The organism is Lentzea sp. NPDC006480, assembly GCF_040611995.1.
In the GTDB taxonomy this organism is placed as follows: Bacteria; Actinomycetota; Actinomycetes; order Mycobacteriales; family Pseudonocardiaceae; genus Lentzea.
The window spans coordinates 1-19,042 of record NZ_JBEXPJ010000029.1; the positions used below are offsets into that span (position 1 = coordinate 1).

Sequence of the window (19,042 nt, forward strand, 5' to 3'; positions counted from 1 at the left end):
GAGGACCACGAGTCCTACGAGGTCCGCTACGTCGCGGTGCCGTGTGGATCGACTGTCGAGAGCGTCTGTGCGCCGTGTGCCAAGAAGGCCAAGGCGTTGCGGATGGCTCAGTGTCGTGAGGGCTGGCACATGGATGTTGAGCCGGACTTCACCCCAGAACCGCCTACAAAGGACCAGACGGAACTGCTGACGTACCGCGCTGACCTCATGAAGGCATACAAGGAAGAGGAGGGCACAGACAACGCGGACGAGCTGCGGGAGGAGATCCACAGCGTCGACGAAGAACTTCGGCAACTCGGCGTTCGTGGCCGCCTGCCTTCGCCGGATGACCCCGGCAAGCGGCCTGTGAAGCGCTCAACGAAGCGTCGCCAGGATGCGCCGGACCTTCCTCGGCGGCGAGTGGAGAAGCGAACGGTCGGACGGGAGTTCGCGGGAGCCTTCCGTCCCTCGATGTTCGTCACGCTCACCCTCGACACCTACGGCAAGGTGCGCGATGACGGCACGCCCGTCGACCCCGACAGCTACGACTACCGCCGTGCTGCAAGGGATGCGGTCCACTTCGCAAGCCTCGTTGACCGGTGGTGGCAGAACCTCCGGAGGGTCGCTGGCTGGGACATCCAGTACTTCGCCACGGTCGAACCCCAGAAGCGTGCTGCACCACACCTGCACGCGGCACTCCGCGGCTCGATCCCGCACGAAGTCATCCGATTGGTCACGGCGGCCACCTACCACCAGGTGTGGTGGCCGAAGCACGACGAACGCGTCTACGTGGACCGGATGCCAGTCTGGGACAGCAACACCACGGCGTTCGTTGATCCGGACACCGGAAGGGCCTTGACCAGCTGGGAAGACGCGGAGGTCGAGGAGCCGGCGCACGTCGTGAAGTTCGGGCGACAGGTGCACTCCAAAGGCATCCTCGGCGGCTCCGAGGAAGCTGGGCGGCACATCGGCTACCTGACGAAGTACCTCACGAAGTCCATCGGTGAGGTGGTCGAGCAGGACACCGAACGGCAACGCCGTCACGCGGACCGCCTGGCGGACGAGCTGGCCGTCACGCCGTGCTCGGACCGGTGCCCTAACTGGCTCCTCTACGGCATCCAGCCACGCGGGGCCAACTCGCGGACGACTGCCGGCCGCTGCAAGGGACGGGCTCACCGACGGGCCACGCTCGGGCTGCCTGGGCGGCGGGTTCTGGTGTCCCGCAAGTGGTCGGGGAAGACGCTTGCGGACCACAAGGCCGATCGGAAGCGGTTCGTCGTCCAGGCGCTCAAGGCCGTGGGGATCGAGAAGCCGGAGAAAGACCCGGCCCGGCTCGTCTGGCACAAGGTCAAGCCCGGTGATCCGAACGTGCCACCACGGGCTCACCTGCTCATGCACGCCATTGCTCAGCGCGTGACGTGGAAGGCCGAGTACGACCGCGCACTGCTCGCGGCCGAACCGCCAGATCTTTCGGCAACAGCGGCCTGACGCACCGAAGGGGGATCGGTGATGAGCGGGGAAGCGTTCGATCGGCTCTGGGGCGTTGAAGACCTCTCAGCCTTTCTCGGGGTGCCGGTGCACACGATTCGTGGTTGGCGCACCAAGAACTACGGCCCGCCCGCACGCCGGGTTGGGAAGCACCTGCGTTGGGACCCGGCCAAGGTTCGCCAGTGGTTCGACGGCCTGGAATCCGACGCCGCCTAGAAGTTTCGGCAATTCGAATCAGAGGAGAAGTCTGTCATGGGACACGTTCAGGATCGTTGGTGGAAGGAGGTCCAGGACCCGGTGACGAAGGAGGTCACCAGGGTCAAGACCTCCTTGCACGGCAATGGTTTGCGCTACAAGGTGCGGTACATCGATCCGGACGGAGTCGAGCGCTCGAAGAGCTTCCCCGATCGGCAAAAGAAGAAGGCGGACGACTTCCTCATTGAGATGGAGTCGGACAAGCGCGAGGGCAAGTACATCGATCCCAACGCCGGGAAGATCCTCTTTCCGGTGCAGGCGGAGAGCTGGCTCAAGGGCTACTCGAACGACGCCGCGACGCGTCAGACGATCAAGAGCAGGCTGAACAGTCAGCTCTATCCGTTCTTCGGCAAGCGCTCGTTGGTCGCGATCAACCCTCAGGTAGTTCGTGACTGGCTCGGCGAGATGAACGAGCAGGGCTTGAGTCAGACCTATCAGGCCGTGCTGTTCGAATCGCTATCTTCCATCATGCACTCCGCGGTGGATGACAAGCGGATTCACCGCAACCCCTGCAACGCCAAGAGCGTGAAGCGGCCGAAGCGGGCGCCACGCAAGGTGATTCCGTGGGCGGAGACCCGAGCAAAGTCGTTGCAGCTCGCGCTAACTCCGCGATGCAAGCCCGTTGTGCCGCTCGGCGTCGGGTGCGGGATGAGGCAGGGCGAGATCCTCGGGTTCTCCCCTGACGACATCGACCGCGACGAGATGATGATCAACGTCTGCCGTCAGATCCGGGTGATCGGTCGGCAACTGGTCTTCTCGCTTCCGAAACGGGGCAAGGAGCGTCAGACACCGATCGCGGCCGGCGTGCTCGAACAGATCGATGACCACCTTGAGGTGTTCCCCGCGGTTCCGGTGACGCTGCCGTGGGGTGACCCGAGCGGGCCGCTTGTGACCGTGAACCTGCTCATCACCAAGGAAAGCGGCGACCCGTACAGCGGGGACCTGTTCAACAAGGTCATGTGGATGCCCGCGTTCAAGCGCGCGGGGCTGACGTACACGAACTGGCAGGACGGCATGCACGCGATGCGGCACCTGTTCGCGTCGATCCTGCTCGCGCTTGGAGTGTCCGTGAAGGAGCTGGCGGAGTTCCTGGGCCACGCGGACCCCGGCTTCACGCTCCGGACGTACACGCACTTGTTGCCGTCCAGTCACCAGCGCGCACGGTCTGCCGTGGACGGGGTCTTCAAGCCTCGCAAGACCCCGTCCAGTCAGACGGCCTGAGGACGGCCTGAGATGGTCAGCTCACTTGATCTGCATCCCAGAAATCATGCGGGACACCACAAGTCGCTGAATCTCCGAAGTCCCCTCGAAGATGGTGAAGATCTTGGCGTCCCGGTGCATCCGCTCGACAGGGTGGTCGCGCGTGTACCCGGCCCCACCCAGGATGTGGATCGCCCGCTCGGTCGCCCACACCGACACCTCGGACGCCTTGAGCTTCGACATCGAGCCCTCACCCGCGGTGAACGGCACGTTGTTGCGCCCCATCCACGCCGCTCGCCACACCAGCAGCCGCGACGCGTCGATCTCCATCCGCATGTTCGCCAGGTCGAACGCGATCGACTGGTTCTCGATGATCTTGCGGCCGAACGCCTCGCGGTCCTTCGCGTACTCCAGCGCGTAGTCGTAGGCGGCACGGGCGACACCCACGGCCATCGCGCCCACGGTCGGACGCGTGGTCTCGAACGTCGCCATCGCGGCCTGGCCACCGGCCTTCAAGCCCTCGCGCGCCCGAGCCAGCCGAGCCTCCAGCCGTTCCCGGCCACCAAGAACACAACGCCCGGGCACCCGCACGTCGTCCAGGAACACGTCGGCGGTGTGGGAAGCGCGCATGCCGTGCTTCTTGATCTTGCCGGGCGACGACAACCCGGGCGTTCCTGGCGGCACGATGAACCCGGCCTGCCCGCGGGAACCCAGGGAAGCGTCGACCACCGCGGTCACGACGTGCACGTTCGCGATGCCGCCGTTGGTCGCCCAGGCCTTCTGCCCGTTCAGCACCCACTCGTCGGTGGCCTCGTCGTAGCGCGCACGGGTCCGGTACCCGCCGACGTCCGAGCCGGCCTGGGGCTCCGAGGCGCAGAACGCCGCGAGCTTTGGGTCCGACTCGTCGCCGAAGCACTCCGGCACCCACTCGGCCAGCTGCTCGGGCTCGCCGCCCGCGAAGATGCCCGCGACGGCCAGACCGGTGCCCATCAGCGACAACGCGATGCCGGCGTCACCCCAGAAGAGCTCTTCGGTCGCGATCGGCAAGGACAACCCGATCGGGTCCGCGAACCAGGTCGCGAGGGCCTCGAAGCCGTAGAGGCCGATCTTCGCCGCCTCCTGGATCACCGGCCACGGCGTCTCCTCGCGCTCGTCCCACTCGGAGGCCGCCGGCCTGATCACGTCGCGAGCGAAACCGTGCACCCAGTCGCGCAGGTCGGTCTGGTCTTCGTTCAGCTCGAGAGAGAAGCCACCCACAAGATCTCCTAGGCCTTCGGGATGTTGAACAGGCTCATGAACCCGGCCGCGAACCCCAGGTCGCCCTTCACCTTCAGCTTGCCCGTCATGAACAGCACGGGGGCGGAGGCGTTCCCGGTCGCGAGCTTCAGAAAGTCAGCCGGCGTCAACGTCACGATGGCGCGAGCCTCACGCGTGACGCCCTTGTTGATCGTGCACTGAGCGTCTTCGATGATGGCCTCGTAGACGTCTTCCAGCACGTGGAAGTGCACGACAGCCCGCGTGGCGCCGGCCCGGTCCGCGCGGAAGTGGACCTCCATGCGCCGGAACACCTCGTCCAGCACCCGCGTGCGCAAGGCCGGATCGGCCACGACGGCCTCGATCTGGTCCTTCGAGGCACGCGAGATGATCCGGGCGAAGTTGGACGGGTCCATCTTCGAGAGGTCGAGGTCCGCGCCGCCGTCGGCCAGCGCGCCCAACGCGTTCAGCAACGCCGCGAAGTCCGTCTTGCCGAGCTTCTTGGGGTCGATTCCACGGGCGATGACGTCGATGTTCACGTCCCTCAAAGCCGGGTCGTCCGGCGAGATCTGCTGCAACGTGCTGATCAGCTCGGCCGGGCTGAGCTTCGCGATCGCCTCGGTGGTGAGGTCGAGCGTCATTGACACACCTCCTGGTACCTACTCGCGAGTAAGACTACTGTCGAGTAGGTACGGCGGCAACCCGATCGGATAATCTTGCTCCTCTGAACCGAGGGGGTGTGATGCGCACAGAAGGTCGAGCCAAGCGCTTGCCACGCGCAGTGCGTGAGCGGCAGATCATGGACGCCGCCGTCGACGTGTTCTCGCGGCTCGGCTTCCACGCCGCCTCGATGGACGAGATCTCCGAGGTCGCGGGCATCTCCAAGCCCATGCTCTACGCGTACCTCGGGTCGAAGGAGGAGCTGTTCGCGACCTGCATCCGGCGTGAGGCCACGCGGATGATGGAGGCCATCGCGACCGGCGTCGAGCCCGACCAGGAACCCGACGTGCAGCTGTGGAGCGGCCTCAGAGCCTTCTTCGGTTTCGTCGGCGAGAACAGGGCCAGCTGGCTGGTGCTGCACCGCCAGGCGTCGACCCAGGGCGGGCCGTTCGCGGTCGAGCTCACGGACATGCGCACGCGCGCGGTCTCGCTGGTCGCCGCGCTGCTCACCCAGTCCACGAAGGCACCCGCGACCAAGCTGGAAGCCGAGTCATTGGCCGCCGCGCTCGTCGGAGCGGGTGAGTCGCTCGCCGAGTGGTGGCTCGATCACCCCGAGGAACCCGCCGGCGTCGTCGCCGCGCGCCTCATGAACCTCGTCTGGATGGGCTTCGGCGACCTCGTCGAGGGCAACGTCTGGCACCCGCCGTCACGTCGCTGAGCCGAGCAGGTGGGGCCCTTTGCCCCACACGCCGAACTCCCAGCCATCGGAGACCTCGGAAGCCGAGAACTCGACGCGACCGGGGATGAGCAGCGGCTTCTTGAATCGAACGTCGACGGTGACGGCCTCGGGCAGCCGGCCCTCCAGCGCGGCCAGGCAACGCGCCTTCGTCCACATGCCGTGCGCGATGGCCCGCTTGAACCCGAACAGCCGCGCGCTCACCGGGTAGAGGTGGATCGGGTTGCGGTCACCGGACACCGCCCCGTACCGCCGCCCGATGTCCGCGGGCACCCGCCACACCGCCGACCCGGCCGGCCGTGCCAGCTCCTCGCTCGACCCCGAGGAACCTCCAGCCCGCCGCAGATAGGTCGAAACCCCTTCCCACACACCGGAAACCGACGTCACCACGTCGACCTGCGTGCCCTGCGGATGCGGACGGAGATCGCGCGCGGTCACCGTGATCTCCAGCGACTCGTCCAACGTCAACGGCCGCGACTGCGTGATCCGGTTCGCGATGTGCACCAAGCCGGGCAACGGGAACGGGAACCCCGAGCCCGTCATCAGCTTCATCTGCAACGGAAAGCCCAGCACGTGCGGATACGTCAGCGGCAACGCGTCGCGCAACCCGAACCCGCACACCGAGTTGTAGGCCGCGAGATGCTTCAGCGAGACGTCGAACGTGCCCGAAACCGGCTGGGCCGCAAGGGTTTCCCCGCGCCGGAACGACGTCAGGGCGGCACGCAGCAACATCACGCCCCCAGCAGCATCTGGCCGCACACCCGCACGACGTTCCCGTTCACACCACCGGAACCCGGCGACGCGAACCACGCCACCGTCTCCGCGACGTCGACCGGCAGGCCGCCCTGCGACAGGCTGTTCATCCGCCGGCCGACCTCGCGCGTCGCGAACGGCACGGCCGCGGTCATCTTCGTCTCGATGAACCCCGGCGCGACGGCGTTGATCGTGGCGCCACGAGCAGCCAGCACAGGTGCCAACGACCGCACCATCCCGATCACGCCCGCCTTCGAGGTGGCGTAGTTGGTCTGGCCGACGTTGCCCGCGATTCCGGCGATCGACGACACCCCGACGATCCGCCCGCCGGTGCGCAGCACGCCGTCGTGCAGCAGCGCCTCGTTGATCCGCTCCTGGCAGGCGAGGTTGACCTCCAGCACGGAGTCCCACAGCGAGGAGTCCATGCGCGCCAACGTCTTGTCCCGCGTGATGCCCGCGTTGTGCACCACGACGTCGACGCCGCTGTGCCGCTCCAACAGGTACGACGTCAGCCGTGCGGGATCCCCGGTGATGTCGAGCTGCAACGCCGACCCGCCGACGGAGTTCGCGACCTTCGACAGCTCATCACCGGCGGCCGGCACGTCGAGGCACACGACGTGCGCGCCCTCGCGTCCCAGCACTGTCGCGATCGCCTCGCCGATGCCGCGCGAAGCACCCGTGACCAGTGCGACCTTGCCCTCCAGCGTGCCGGTCGCAGAGGCCGAGGAAACGTGGATGACCTGCCCGGACACGTACGCCGACCGTCCGGACAGCAGGAACCGCAGCGTGGACTCGACTCCGTCCTCGGCGCCGTCCGCCACGTAGACCAGGTTCGCCGTGCCGCCGCGCCGCAGTTCCTTGCCGACCGACCGCACGAACCCTTCGAGAGCCCGCTGCGCCACGGAGTCCGGCGACCGCCCGATCACGATCACCCGCCCGCACGGCCCGAGCTGCGTGATCGTCGGGTGGAAGAAGTCGTGCAGCTGCCGCAGGTCGGAGACGGCAACGATGTCAGAAGCGTCGAACACCAAGGCGCCATGAGGGGCAGGCCCTGTTTCGAGTTGCTTCAGGAAGGGCAGCCGAGAAGCGCCGCCGACCAGCACCGGTGTGGCCAGAGCGGCGTCGCGGCGCAGTGGATACGGGTTCGGCAGGCCGAGCCTGCGCACGAGCTGGCGGCCCAGCCCGGAAGAGGCGAACTTCTGGTACCTGTCCACGAGCATCAACCTACTCGCTAGTAAGTCTACCCGCTAGTAGGTAGTATGCCGGCATGCGAGTAGCGATCATCGGCGGCAACCGCATCCCGTTCGCCCGCTCGAACGGCCCGTACGCCACCGCGTCGAACCAGGACATGTTCACCGCGGTGCTCGACGGCCTGGTCAGCCGCTTCGGCCTGCAGGGAGAGCGCCTCGGCGAGGTGGTCGCCGGCGCTGTGCTCAAGCACTCGCGCGACTTCAACCTCGTCCGCGAGTCGGTCCTGGGCAGCAAGCTGAGCCCCGAAACTCCGGCGTACGACCTCCAGCAGGCGTGCGGCACCGGTCTGCAGGCGATCATCGCGGTCGCCAACAAGATCGCGCTCGGCCAGATCGAGGCGGGCATCGCGGGCGGCGTCGACACCACCAGCGACGCCCCGATCGGCGTCAACGAGAACTTCCGCAAGCTGCTGCTGGAGTTCAACCGCACCCGCAAGGTCAGCCTGCTGACCAAGCTGCGCCCCGGCCACGTCGTGCCGCACCTGCCGCGCAACGGCGAACCGCGCACCGGCATGTCGATGGGCGAGCACGCGGCCATCACCGCGGCCAAGTACGGCATCGCCCGCGAGGACCAGGACGAGCTCACCGCGCGCAGCCACCAGAACCTCGCCCGCGCCTACGACGAGGGCTTCTTCGACGACCTCGTCACGCCGTACCTGGGCCTGACCCGCGACCAGAACCTGCGGCCGGACAGCTCCGCGGAGAAGCTCGCCAAGCTCAAGCCCGTCTTCGGCGACACGATGACCGCGGGCAACTCGACCCCGCTCTCCGACGGCGCCTCCGCCGTCCTGCTCGCGACCGAGGAGTGGGCAAAGGCTCGCAAGCTGCCCGTTCTGGCCTACCTGACGTTCGCCGAGACCGCCGCCGTCGACTACGTGCACGGCGACGAGGGCCTGCTCATGGCCCCGGTGCACGCCGCACCGCGCATGCTCGACAAGGCCGGGCTCAAGCTGCAGGAGTTCGACTTCTACGAGGTGCACGAGGCGTTCGCGTCGCAGGTGCTCGCCACGCTGAAGGCCTGGGAGTCCGACCTCGGCGAGATCGACCGCGCCAAGCTGAACGTCAACGGGTCTTCGCTGGCCGCGGGGCATCCGTTCGCCGCCACCGGCGCCCGGATCGTGGCGACGCTCGCCAAGCTGCTGCACCAGAAGGGCAGCGGGCGCGGGTTCGTGTCGATCTGCGCGGCCGGCGGTCAGGGCATCACGGCGATCCTGGAGCGATGAGTTCGCGCGACCGCTGAAGTCCAACCATCCGAACCCGATCAGGAGAAGGATGGCGACCATGACTTTGCAGGCGGTTCTGGAGGCTCACCGCGAGACCGTGCCCGACGCGGTCGCGCTCATCGCCCGAGGTGACGACGTCGAGTTCGCGTCGATCGGCGAGGACACCAGGGAGTCGATCCTCCCGGTCGCCTCGGTGACCAAGCCGGTCGTCGCGGCCGCCGCGATGCTGCTCGTCGAGGACGGCACGATCGCGCTGACCGACCCGATCGCGAAGTGGTTGCCGGAGCTGGCGAACCCCGTTGTCGTCCGCACGCCGCAAAGCCCGGTCGACGACGTCGTGCCCGCTGCCGGGCCGATCACCGTCGAGCACCTGCTGGCGTCCCGGTCGGGCTGGGGCTTCACGGCGGACTTCTCCTTGCCCGCCACCGCGAAGCTCTTCGAACAGGCGCACCTGCACGGCCGCCCGGACCTGCCTTCTCCCGAACAGTGGCTGAAGCAGCTCGCCGAGGTGCCGCTGCTGCACCAGCCCGGCGCCGGCTGGCTCTACAACACCTCGTACGACGTGCTCGGCGTGCTGCTGCACCGCGTCACCGGCTCGCTGCCGGACTTCCTCGCCGAACGCCTCTTCGCCCCGGCCGGCATGACGAACACGAGTTTCCTGAGCGACGTGCTGCCGTCCGGCGCGGGCGGTCTGCAGTCCACTGTGGACGACCTGCTGGCGTTCAACAGGTTCCTGGTGTCGAGCGGTCTCGTCGCGAAGCTCGCGGTCGACGTCACGACCGCGCAGGAGCGCGAGGAGGCGAAGATCTTCCTGGAAGGCCAGGGCTGGGGTTACGGCGGCAGCGTCGACATCGCCGAGATCGACCCGTGGAACGTCCGCGGCCGCTACGGCTGGGTCGGCGGCTCCGGCACCGCGTCCCACGTGGTCCCGTCGCAGAACCTGATCACGGTCCTGCTCACCCGCACGGCCATGACGAGTCCCACCACTCCGGACCACATGCGTGATTTCTGGCGAAGCGCCGTGCACACTCTCTGAACCGCAATGGTGCGGTACCTGGGGGTTGGGCGGATGTTGCAGGTTGATCCGGAGCAGGATCCGGTGCTGGCCCGTGCGGTCACCGGGACGTTGCGCGACGACTGGAGGCCGGCCGCCGACGCGATGGCGTCCGCGCGGGACTGGGAACGCCGCGCCTACCTCGTGCTGACGCTGGCCGCGGCGGCCGCGCGCCGGGACGTGTGGCTCGCGAAGTGGCGCGAGGCGAGGCCCGACGACCCCGATGCGGCAGCGGTCCACGCGGCCATGACGGCTCTGCAAGCCAGTTAGCGCGGTCGCGCTGCGCTTCGAGGACCCGAACGGCACTTCCCGCAGCACCGCGCGAGGTCCTGCCGGAAGGCCAAGCTCTAGCCCTTCCGCACGTTCGCTACCTGGACGAAGCCGTCACCCACCAGGTCGTAGGTGTCGATCCGCACCGGCGTTGCGTGCACGGACGCGGTGTCCGAGTCGATGGTCGCCTGCGCCGGTGCGATGAACACCATCGCGGCCGCCCCGACGACCATTCCGATCAACAAGTTCCGCATGAATCGGAACGCTATGCACCCGCGCCCTCACCGCGGATCACACCGCAGCATGACCCGCGCATCCGACTTCAGGACTAGTCGAGCAACGACCAAGCGGCCGTGCACGACGCCGACACCGTGATCTGCTGCGCCTTCAGGTTCAGCTGGTCGACCATCCCCGCAGGCCCGGCCATCTCGAACGACGCGCTGCGCATCATCTTGGGCGAATAACCGCTGCCGCCGTCCGTGTCGCCGATCCGCAGCAACGGCCCGAGCCGCCGCCCGAGCGCCGATGCGTACCCCTCAGCACGTCGCAGCGCATCCGCCACGGCTTCCTTCTGCGCCTCGCGGACGGCCTCGGTGTCGTCGACGAGCGTCCACGACGGTCCGTTGACCCACGACGGCTCGTTCTGCACGAGGTCCGCCAGCAGCCCGTCGAGCTTGTCGAGGTCGGACACCCAGATCACGTACTGCTGCTGCGCCCGGCTGCCGACGCGCTGGTTGTTGTCCCAGTTGTCGTGCACGGACAGCTGCCGCGAGCGCACCTCGAAGTCCGCCAGCAGCGGTTCGACGGCGGAAATGCGCTGGTTGAGCGTGCTCACCGCCTCGGAGCGCTCGGCACCGAGAGCCTCGAACGTCACGTCCACCTGGGCGCGGTCGGCGGTCCGCTCGACCTCGCCGGTTCCCTTCGTCACGACTTCAGCCACGGACCCAACCCAACCGGTGTACCGCTCCATCCGCAACTATTCGTCTCTATAGCTCAATCACTAGAAAGCCGAATACAAGCCTCGCTTTTCAGTACGCGGGGAGCTTTCGTCCTGCAGGAGAGGACGCGGGGGCCCCGCGTGCGTCAAAGCGAGCGGAGTCTGCGTGTCTCTAGTGGGGGCGCTAGAAACGCCGATACGGTGCGAGCCATGGACCCGGTGCGCAACCCGTTCGCCCCCGGTGCAGGCCAGCGGCCTCCTGAGCTCGCCGGCCGGGACAAGGAAGTCGGAGCGTTCGAGGTGGTGCTCGAACGCGTGGCCCGCGGCCGTCCCGAACGCAGCCTCGTGCTGACGGGACTGCGCGGCGTCGGCAAGACGGTGCTGCTCGGCGAGCTGCGGTCCATGGCGGTCAAACGCGGCTGGGGCGCTGGCAAGGTCGAGGCGCGGCCGGACGCGGATCTCCGAAGGCCCCTCTCGGCCGCGCTGCACCGGGCGATCCGGGATCTCGCGGTCCGGCATCGCGCGCCGGACCGGGTAGAGGCGATCCTGGGCATCCTCAAGGCGTTCGCGCTGAGGGCCGCACCCGACGGCGCCAAGCTCAGAGACCGCTGGCAGCCCGGCATCGACGTCCCGGCAGCGTCCGGAAGAGCTGACTCCGGCGACATCGAGATCGACCTCGTCGAGCTGTTCACGGACGTCGCCGAGCTCGCGCAGGACGTCGGCACGGGCGTCGCGCTGCTCATCGACGAGATGCAGGACCTCAAACCGGACGACATCAGCGCGTTGTGCGCGGCGTGCCACGAGCTCTCGCAGCTCGGCGCACCTCTCGTGGTCGTCGGCGCGGGTCTGCCGCACCTCCCGGCCGTCCTCAGTGCCAGCAAGTCGTACTCGGAGCGGCTCTTCCGGTACGTGCGGATCGACCGGCTCAGCCGCGAGGACGCCGACCGCGCGGTGCTCGCCCCGGTCGAACGCGAGGACGCGGGCATCACCGACGAGGCGTTGGACGCGCTGTTCGACGCGTCCGGTGGCTACCCGTACTTCATCCAGGCCTACGGCAAGGCCGCCTGGGACGCCGCGCCGGCCGATCCGATCACCGCGATGGACGTCTCCGTCGCCGCTCCGGAGGCCGACGCGGAGCTGGCCGTGGGCTTCTTCGGCTCCCGGTACGAGCGGGCGACACCGGCCGAACGCGAGTACCTCCGGGCGATGGCGGAGCTGACCGACGGCAAGGACGCGGGCGTCAACACCGCCCAGGTCGCCGACCATCTGGGCCGCAAGCCCTCGTCGCTGTCGCCCGCAAGGGACTCGCTCATCAAGAAAGGCCTGGTCTACAGCGCGGAACGGGGTCAGATCGCCTTCACCGTGCCGCACTTCGGGAGGTTCCTGCTCGGTCGGGAGGAGTGACCGCAGGCACCCCGGCGTTGTCCGGCCGTTCACGTTGTCAGCCGATGATTCATCGGCCTGTGCCCCAACTCACCGGATAATCGCGTGCGTTTGAGGGTAGGAAGGTGCATACTTAAGTCACCAACCAAACAGACCTCCGAGAGGGAAGTGCAGACCGAGATGAACTTCGCAGCGAAGCTCCGCGCCCGTCGTGCCGAGGCGCGCAACCGGAAGGCCGTGGCTCGCGCGATCGACATGGCCACCACCCCGGCCATGCGTCACGAGCTGATGGCCATCGCCCAGGCTCAGGTCACCACCCTGCGCTGACTTCACGACCCGGCACTCGCGCGGCGCCCCGTCGCGAGTGCCTCCCCAAACGGGAACCCCTGGAGCACCTCCCGCGCTCCAGGGGTTTCATTCTGTTAAACGTGATCCACGCCACAGTATGATGGCGTTGTAACAGTGCACGTCGGTACGCCGATGTCACGGTTGACCTCGCGGTGCTGTCGGACCCCCGACCTGGCAGCACCGCGAGGTTTCTTGTTTGCTGGGGACATGAAGATCGCCGTGCTCGGCACCGGCCTCATGGGTGCCCCCATCGCAGCCAACCTCGCCGCCGCCGGACACGAAGTCCGGGTCTGGAACCGCACGCGCGCCAAAGCCGAACCGCTGGCCGAGCAGGGCGCCACCGTCGCCGACACGCCCGCCGAAGCCGTCGAGGGCGCCGAGATCGTGTTGACCATGCTCAACGACGGCCCCACGGTCACCGCGACGATGCAGGAGGCGGCTCCGTCGTTGCCTCACGACGCGATCTGGATCCAGGCGTCCACGGTCGGCGTCGAAGCGACGGACGACCACATCGCGCTCGCCCGCTCGCTCGGGCTGGAGTTCGTCGACGCGCCGGTGCTGGGCAGCGTGAAACCCGCGCAGGACGGCAAGCTCGTGGTGCTCGCCTCCGGTGCCGACGAACTGCGCGACCGCGTGCAGCCGGTGTTCGACGTGATCGGCGCCCGCACGATGTGGGTCGGTGCGGCCGGTGCGTCGTCGCGGTTGAAGCTCGTGGCGAACAGTTGGGTGCTCGCGTTGACCGCGGCGGTCGGCGAGGCCGTGGCGCTGGCCGAGTCGTCCGGGCTCGACCCGAAGCTGTTCCTGGAAGCCGTTTCCGGAGGCGCGATGGACTGCGCGTACCTGCAGATGAAGGGCAACGCGATCATCGACCGCGAGTTCCCGCCCGCCTTCACCGTGCAGAACGCGTTGAAGGACGCGCTGCTGGTGAACGAGGCAGCGGTGCGGGGCGGCGTCCAGCTCGACGTGGCACAGGCCGCGGCCGCTCGCCTCAACCGCGCGGTGACTCGCGGGCACGCGGACGAGGACATGGCCGCGTCTTATTACGCCAGCTACGAATAGACGATCGGCCGGTCCTTCGGAGCGTGCGGGCTCAATAGCTTGGCCAGGTGAACAGACTCGTACGCTCCCTGCTGGCGTTCGGCCTGGCGACGACACAGGTCCTGGCCACGGCCGCGGTCTCGTCCGCGGCTCCCGACATCAAGGACCGGATCGCCGCGCTGCCCGGCGTCCGGATCATCAGCGAAGGAACGTCCGGCACCGCGCGGACGTTCGTGCTCGGCATCCAGCAGCCCGCGGACCACCGCAAGCCGCGCGGGCAGCAGTTCGAGCAGCGCTTCTCGTTGCTGCACAAGGACGATTCCAAGCCGATGGTGCTGCACACCAGCGGCTACCAGCTGTCCGGCACGATCGGTGCGTCCGAACCCGCGCGGCTCGTCGACGGCAACCAGCTGAGCGTGGAGCAGCGGTTCTTCACGCCGTCTCGCCCCGCGCCCGCCGACTGGGACGACCTGAACATCTGGCAGGCGGCCAACGACCACCACCGGATCGTGCTGGCGTTCAAGAAGATCTACCGGTCGAAATGGCTCTCCACCGGTGCCAGCAAGGGCGGCATGACGTCGATCTACCACCGCCGGTTCTTCCCGCGCGACGTCGACGCGACCATCGCTTACGTGGCGCCGAACGACGTGGTGAACGATCGCGACGTCTATGGCGAGTTCATCCGCAACGTCGGCAACGATCCGACGTGCAACCGGCGGCTTGAAGGCGTGCAACGCCAGATCCTGCAGAACCGCGACGCGCTTGTGCAACGTTTGGAAGCCAAGGGCTACACGTACAAGCAGTTCGGCAGCGCGCACCGGGCGCTCGAGGTCCTGGTGCTGGACACGCCGTTCACGTTCTGGCAGTACGGCACTCAGGAACAGTGCGCGCTCGTGCCCGGTGCGGGCGCCTCGGTCGACGACCTCTGGACGTTCATCGACAAGACCGTCGGCTGGGACTTCTACACCGACGCCGGTGTCGCGCCCTACGACACGTACTACTACCAGGCGGGCACGCAGCTCGGCTGGCCGGAAGCCGACGAGTCCGCGGTGCGCGACCTGTTGCGCTACCCCGGTTCCAGCGTGCCGCGCACGATGGTGCCTGCCGAGATCAAGTTCCCCCGCTTCGACCGGCACGCGATGAAGGACGTCGACCGGTGGGTCCGGTACGAGGGTTCGCGGCTGCTGTTCGTGTACGGGCAGAACGACCCGTGGAGCGCTGAGCCGTTCCGCCTCGGGCCGGGCACGCGCGACTCGCTGGCGTTCGCGGTGCCGGGCGGCAACCACGGCTCGAACATCGCGAAGCTGCCGGAGAAGGAACGGGCCGCGGCGACCGCGGCCGTGCAGCGCTGGGCCGGTGCGTCCGCGTCGGTGCTGTCGCTGGACGTGGGTCCGGACCCGGACTCGCTGGACGCGCTGCGAGCGCGCCGGGGCTGAGGCACGCTGGAGGCGTGAAGCCGTTGCTCGTGGTCGATGCCGCCAACGTCGTCGGTTCGGTGCCCGACGGGTGGTGGCGCGACCGGGCGGGCGCGGCGGAACGTCTTCGCGACGCCTTGCAGGGCCGCGACGAGGAGGTCGTTCTCGTCGTGGAAGGCAAGGCGCGCAACGTTTCCTCGATCGACGACGTCCGTGTCGTCGCCGCACCGGGCGATGGCGACGACACGATCGTCGAGGTGGTGCGAACCGAGGGCGCCGGTCGTCCGGTGACCGTGGTGACCGCCGACCGCGAGCTGCGGCGGCGGGTGACGGCGCTGGGGGCCGAGGTGGCCGGACCCACCTCGGTGCCGCGCCGCTAGAGCCGGAAGAGCTGTTCGAGCACCTGCGCCACGCCGTCCTCGGTGTTCGGCGGCGCGTGGTTGGTGCAGGCTTGTTTGACGAGCGGGTGCGCGTTGCCCATCGCGTAGGCGGTGCCGGCCCACCCGAGCACCGTCAGGTCGTTCGGCATGTCCCCGAACGCGACTACCTCGTGCCGGCCGATTCCTCTGGTGTGGCACAGGGATTCGAGCGTCGCCGCCTTCGAGACACCGGGCGGGCAGATCTCCAGCATGCCCGTCCCGCCGGAGTGCGTGACCGTGACGTGCTGCCCGACGGCCTCCCTGGCGATCTCCATCATGTGGTCGCACTCACCGTCCGGTGCCCACGCGAGCATCTGCACGACCTGGTGCGCCTGCTCGAAAACGTGGTCGAGCAACTCCAGTGTCCGATGTGGATTGTTCGGCCCGAACCCCTTGAAACCAGGTCCTGACAACGTTTCCAGTCCGGTCTCGACCGCGATGGTGACGTTCGGGATGACCTCCGCGAGTGCCTCGGACACCTTCCGCACGACGTCTGCCGGCACGGTCTGCGCGTGCGTGATCTCGTCGCCGGCCAGGTCGTAGATCAACGCTCCGTTGGCGCAGATCGCCGTGCCGGTCAGCTCCAGGTTCTGCACGAACCGCGGCGGTCGCGCGGTGACGATCACGACGTCCGCGTCGACGGCGTCGAGCGCGGCGCGGGTGCGGTCGCTCAGCACTCCGCCCGGCTGCAGCAACGTGCCGTCGAGGTCGGTCGCGATCAGCCTGATCATCGGCCGATTATCGGGCAGGAGCTACGGCCGGCGGGCGAGAAGGCCGGAAACGGTCACCTCGGCGGTGCGCCGCACGGTGTCGGTGAAGTCGATGTGCAGTGCGGCCAGTTCGGGGTCTGCGGCGAACGCGCTGAGAATCGCCTCCGACGGCCGGCTGCACGGCCAGGCGGCGATCGCGGTCAGCATCACGATCTGCACGAAGATGACAGCGTCCTGGCCGAGCTCCGGCACGTGCGCGGTGACGACCCTGACGAGTTCTTCGAGGGACTGCTTGGCGGCGTACTTGTGCCGGGTCGCGGTCTCAGCCGAGATGTTGTGCTCCAGCACGGCGGCCTGCGCGCTCGCGAGGTCGCACAGCACGGGTCTGCTGGTCAGCGTGGAGGCGAGGAGTTCGGCCAGCCGGTCGCCGGAGCTCGGCGTCTCCGCGCGTTCCAGCTCGGCGACCCAGTCCGCCATCTCCGCTTCCAGCAGCTCCAGCAGCACGGCTTCGCGCGAGTCGAAGTAGCGCAGCACGTTGGCCTTCGCCAGGCAGACCCGGCGGCTCAGGGCGCTGAGGCTGAGCTGCGCGACCGGCATCTCGGTGAGCATCGCGGCCGCGGCGTCGAGGATCTGCCGCCGCCGCTCGGTGCGCTGCTCGTCGGTGCGCGCTCGCTGGAAGACCATGTCACCCATATTACAGACCGGCGGTACTTTACTAAGAGACCGGCGGTCCGTTATGTTGGGGACATAAGATACCGACGGTCCGTAATGGAGTTGCGTCATGTACCAGGTTCCTGACCAGCGTGGAAAGCTCTTTGTCGTCACCGGCGCGAACAGCGGTACGGGCAAGGAGACGGCGAAGCGGCTCGCCGGGGCCGGGGCCGAAGTCGTGCTCGCGGTGCGCACTCCGGCCAAGGGTGAGCAGGCGAAGGCGGACATCCTCGCCGCGCATCCAGGGGCGTCGGTCGAGGTGAGGAGGCTGGACCTCGCGGACCAGGCTTCGGTGAGCGCGTTCGCCGAGGGGCTGGTCGCGGACGGCAGGCCGTTGGACGTGCTGGTGAACAACGCCGGCGTGATGAACGTGCCGAGGCGGGTGGAGACCGTCGACGGCTTCGAGCTCCAGCTGGCCAGCAACTTCCTCGGCCCGTTCGCGCTGACCGTCCGGCTGCTGCCGTTGCTGCTGGCCGCTCCCGCGCCGCGGGTCGCCACGATGAGCAGCGGCACCGCGAACGGCGGGCGGATCAACTTCGACGATCTGCAGTCGCGGCAGAGCTACCGCCCGTTGCGCGCCTACGCCCAGTCCAAGCTGGCGGACCTGTTGCTGACGACGTACCTCGCCGACCTGGCCGCTGATCGCGGCTGGACGCTGGTGTCGACCGGCGCGCACCCCGGCTACACCCGCACGAACCTGTTGACGTCGGGGCCGAACCTGAACGGCCGACCCGGTTTCTTCGAGGTGCTGGCCTCGAAGATCGTCCCCTCGCAGGGCGTCGAGCAGGGCACTGAGCCGCTGCTGTTCGCGGCCGCCGATCCGGGTGCGATCTCCGGCGCCTACTACGGGCCGCGCTGGGGACTCGTCGGCGCGACCAAGCGCGTGTCGTTGCCTCGCTCCAGCCGGGACAAGGCGGTGGCCGCGCGTTTGTGGGCAGAGGCCGAACGGCTCACCGGGCTCTCGGGCAGGATCTTGGTATGACCCATCGTGTTGACGACATGCCGTTGCCGGTTTGGCTGCCCGCGTCCGGTTCCGGCCCCGGCATCGTGCTGATCCAGGAGATCTTCGGCCTGGACGGGTACCTGCGGGGCGTCGCCGAGCAGCTCGCCGCGCTCGGTTACGTCGTGGCGGTGCCCGAGCTGTTCCACCGCTTCGAGCCGGGCTGGGTGGGTGAGCACGACGAGGCGGGCATCCAGAAGTCGATGGAGGTCGTGCAGAAGCTCGACTTCCCGCTCGCGGTGCAGGACGTCGTCAAGTCGGTGGCCTACTTGCGCGGTCTGCCCGAGGTGACCGGCGGCGTCGGCGTGCTCGGCTTCTGCCTCGGCGGCACCCTCGCGTACGCGGCGGCCGTCGGTTCCGACCCGGACACCGCCGTCTCGTTCTACGGTTCGGGCGTCCCGGACCAGATCGCCACGCTGGACCAGGTGTCCTGCCCGATCCTGTTCCACTTCGGCACCGAGGACTCGTTCATCACGGGGTACCAGAAGGTCGCGGACGCGGTGGAAGCACATCCGGGCGCCGAGATCGCCCTGGAGCCCGCGGGTCACGCGTTCCTCAACCACCTGGCTCCTTGGTACGACGAGGACGCCGCCGGTCGCGCCTGGGAGAAGACCGCTCAGTTCCTCGCGCGCACGCTTCCGGCCTGAGAGCTCCTAACACAATGATCTTGGACTGCTGCCGATCATTGGTGTGTTGACCTTGGTGTGAGGAAGGGCGAGCAGCTTCCCTGAGTCGTGTCCGACGAGTTGTGGGCGCGGATCGAGCCGCGCCAGAGCGGGCTCGAAGCACCACCTGATCACCGAGGGACACGGCATCCCACTGGCCGTCTCGCTGACCGGTGGTAACCGCAACGACGTCACCCAGTTGATGCCGCTGATCGACCAGATCCCGCCGGTGCGCGGCAAGCGTGGGCCCGCCACGGCGATGGGCGCCAGCCCTGTGGTCGGCGCCCACCCGGA

Annotated in this window: 22 protein-coding genes and 1 pseudogene; 15 read left to right on the top strand and 8 right to left on the bottom strand. The window is 68.2% G+C overall.

What is annotated here, in order from left to right:
• The 3 genes from ABZX92_RS14390 to ABZX92_RS14400 form a co-directional block, all read left to right on the top strand.
• A partial coding sequence (locus ABZX92_RS14390; protein ID WP_355558289.1) for a replication initiator occupies nt 1-1,467 on the top strand: 1,467 nt, incomplete at its 5' end.
• A 21-nt stretch (nt 1,468-1,488) separates the two neighbouring features.
• The gene (locus tag ABZX92_RS14395) at nt 1,489-1,683 is read left to right on the top strand and encodes a helix-turn-helix domain-containing protein (protein WP_355558292.1); all 195 of its coding nucleotides are present in this window, start codon (nt 1,489-1,491) and stop codon (nt 1,681-1,683) included.
• A gap of 36 nt (nt 1,684-1,719) precedes the next feature.
• Nucleotides 1,720-2,943, top strand: coding sequence for a site-specific integrase (locus ABZX92_RS14400; RefSeq protein ID WP_355558295.1), 1,224 nt, complete (start codon nt 1,720-1,722; stop codon nt 2,941-2,943).
• 21 nt (nt 2,944-2,964) lie between these two features.
• On the opposite strand, the gene ABZX92_RS14405 is transcribed toward ABZX92_RS14400, so the two are convergent.
• Both ABZX92_RS14405 and ABZX92_RS14410 read right to left on the bottom strand, forming a co-directional pair.
• On the bottom strand, nt 2,965-4,179 hold the full coding sequence (locus ABZX92_RS14405; protein WP_355558298.1) for an acyl-CoA dehydrogenase family protein: 1,215 nt from the start codon (nt 4,177-4,179) through the stop codon (nt 2,965-2,967).
• 8 nt (nt 4,180-4,187) lie between these two features.
• Complete coding sequence (locus tag ABZX92_RS14410; protein WP_355558300.1) at nt 4,188-4,817, bottom strand: SCP2 sterol-binding domain-containing protein; 630 nt, start codon at nt 4,815-4,817, stop codon at nt 4,188-4,190.
• A gap of 101 nt (nt 4,818-4,918) precedes the next feature.
• On the opposite strand from ABZX92_RS14410, the gene ABZX92_RS14415 reads away from it, so the two are divergent.
• A complete protein-coding gene (locus tag ABZX92_RS14415) occupies nt 4,919-5,554 on the top strand; it encodes a TetR/AcrR family transcriptional regulator (RefSeq protein ID WP_355558303.1) in 636 nt (211 codons plus the stop codon).
• Here the strand turns inward: ABZX92_RS14415 and ABZX92_RS14420 are convergent.
• Nucleotides 5,543-6,304 carry a MaoC/PaaZ C-terminal domain-containing protein gene (locus ABZX92_RS14420; protein WP_355558456.1) on the bottom strand — a complete coding sequence of 254 codons (762 nt, stop codon included), beginning with the start codon at nt 6,302-6,304 and terminating at the stop codon, nt 5,543-5,545. The genes ABZX92_RS14415 and ABZX92_RS14420 overlap by 12 nt on opposite strands.
• The gene (locus ABZX92_RS14425) at nt 6,304-7,545 is read right to left on the bottom strand and encodes a 3-oxoacyl-ACP reductase (protein ID WP_355558306.1); all 1,242 of its coding nucleotides are present in this window, start codon (nt 7,543-7,545) and stop codon (nt 6,304-6,306) included. The genes ABZX92_RS14420 and ABZX92_RS14425 overlap by 1 nt, the downstream gene beginning before the upstream one ends.
• A gap of 47 nt (nt 7,546-7,592) precedes the next feature.
• On the opposite strand from ABZX92_RS14425, the gene ABZX92_RS14430 reads away from it, so the two are divergent.
• The 3 genes from ABZX92_RS14430 to ABZX92_RS14440 are packed head-to-tail and all read left to right on the top strand — an operon-like array spanning nt 7,593 to nt 10,122.
• Nucleotides 7,593-8,798, top strand: a complete 1,206-nt coding sequence (locus ABZX92_RS14430; protein WP_355558309.1) for an acetyl-CoA C-acetyltransferase — start codon at nt 7,593-7,595, stop codon at nt 8,796-8,798.
• Between the two features lie 58 nt (nt 8,799-8,856).
• A complete protein-coding gene (locus tag ABZX92_RS14435; RefSeq protein WP_355558312.1) occupies nt 8,857-9,834 on the top strand; it encodes a serine hydrolase domain-containing protein in 978 nt (325 codons plus the stop codon).
• A gap of 33 nt (nt 9,835-9,867) precedes the next feature.
• Nucleotides 9,868-10,122 (top strand): hypothetical protein, encoded by a 255-nt coding sequence (locus ABZX92_RS14440; protein ID WP_355558314.1) that lies wholly within the window; start codon nt 9,868-9,870, stop codon nt 10,120-10,122.
• A gap of 77 nt (nt 10,123-10,199) precedes the next feature.
• Here ABZX92_RS14440 and ABZX92_RS14445 read toward each other — a convergent pair whose 3' ends face one another.
• Nucleotides 10,200-10,376 carry a hypothetical protein gene (locus tag ABZX92_RS14445; protein ID WP_355558316.1) on the bottom strand — a complete coding sequence of 59 codons (177 nt, stop codon included), beginning with the start codon at nt 10,374-10,376 and terminating at the stop codon, nt 10,200-10,202.
• 74 nt (nt 10,377-10,450) lie between these two features.
• Nucleotides 10,451-11,062: an SIMPL domain-containing protein gene (locus tag ABZX92_RS14450; RefSeq protein ID WP_355558318.1), complete on the bottom strand. Its 612-nt coding sequence runs from the start codon at nt 11,060-11,062 to the stop codon at nt 10,451-10,453.
• 207 nt (nt 11,063-11,269) lie between these two features.
• Between ABZX92_RS14450 and ABZX92_RS14455 the strand changes: the two genes are divergently transcribed.
• The 5 genes from ABZX92_RS14455 (at nt 11,270) to ABZX92_RS14475 (ending at nt 15,623) form a co-directional block, all read left to right on the top strand.
• Entirely contained in the window at nt 11,270-12,463 is a 1,194-nt protein-coding gene (locus ABZX92_RS14455) for an ATP-binding protein (RefSeq protein ID WP_045312028.1), read from the top strand.
• Between the two features lie 159 nt (nt 12,464-12,622).
• Nucleotides 12,623-12,769, top strand: a complete 147-nt coding sequence (locus ABZX92_RS14460; protein ID WP_167969512.1) for a hypothetical protein — start codon at nt 12,623-12,625, stop codon at nt 12,767-12,769.
• A 228-nt stretch (nt 12,770-12,997) separates the two neighbouring features.
• Complete coding sequence (locus ABZX92_RS14465; RefSeq protein WP_355558320.1) at nt 12,998-13,849, top strand: NAD(P)-dependent oxidoreductase; 852 nt, start codon at nt 12,998-13,000, stop codon at nt 13,847-13,849.
• Between the two features lie 47 nt (nt 13,850-13,896).
• Nucleotides 13,897-15,264: a S28 family serine protease gene (locus ABZX92_RS14470; RefSeq protein ID WP_355558323.1), complete on the top strand. Its 1,368-nt coding sequence runs from the start codon at nt 13,897-13,899 to the stop codon at nt 15,262-15,264.
• A gap of 14 nt (nt 15,265-15,278) precedes the next feature.
• Nucleotides 15,279-15,623, top strand: coding sequence for an NTP pyrophosphohydrolase (locus ABZX92_RS14475; RefSeq protein ID WP_355558326.1), 345 nt, complete (start codon nt 15,279-15,281; stop codon nt 15,621-15,623).
• On the opposite strand, the gene ABZX92_RS14480 is transcribed toward ABZX92_RS14475, so the two are convergent.
• Nucleotides 15,620-16,393, bottom strand: coding sequence for an HAD family hydrolase (locus tag ABZX92_RS14480; RefSeq protein ID WP_355558328.1), 774 nt, complete (start codon nt 16,391-16,393; stop codon nt 15,620-15,622). The genes ABZX92_RS14475 and ABZX92_RS14480 overlap by 4 nt on opposite strands.
• 21 nt (nt 16,394-16,414) lie before the next feature.
• The gene (locus ABZX92_RS14485) at nt 16,415-17,056 is read right to left on the bottom strand and encodes a TetR family transcriptional regulator (protein ID WP_355558331.1); all 642 of its coding nucleotides are present in this window, start codon (nt 17,054-17,056) and stop codon (nt 16,415-16,417) included.
• Between the two features lie 97 nt (nt 17,057-17,153).
• Between ABZX92_RS14485 and ABZX92_RS14490 the strand changes: the two genes are divergently transcribed.
• The 3 genes and pseudogenes from ABZX92_RS14490 to ABZX92_RS14500 form a co-directional block, all read left to right on the top strand.
• Nucleotides 17,154-18,065 carry an SDR family oxidoreductase gene (locus ABZX92_RS14490; RefSeq protein WP_355558333.1) on the top strand — a complete coding sequence of 304 codons (912 nt, stop codon included), beginning with the start codon at nt 17,154-17,156 and terminating at the stop codon, nt 18,063-18,065.
• A complete protein-coding gene (locus tag ABZX92_RS14495; protein WP_355558336.1) occupies nt 18,062-18,730 on the top strand; it encodes a dienelactone hydrolase family protein in 669 nt (222 codons plus the stop codon). The genes ABZX92_RS14490 and ABZX92_RS14495 overlap by 4 nt, the downstream gene beginning before the upstream one ends.
• Nucleotides 18,731-18,848: 118 nt before the next feature.
• Nucleotides 18,849-18,995 (top strand): annotated as a pseudogene (locus ABZX92_RS14500) (transposase); the annotation flags it as partial.
• Nucleotides 18,996-19,042: the final 47 nt, after the last annotated feature.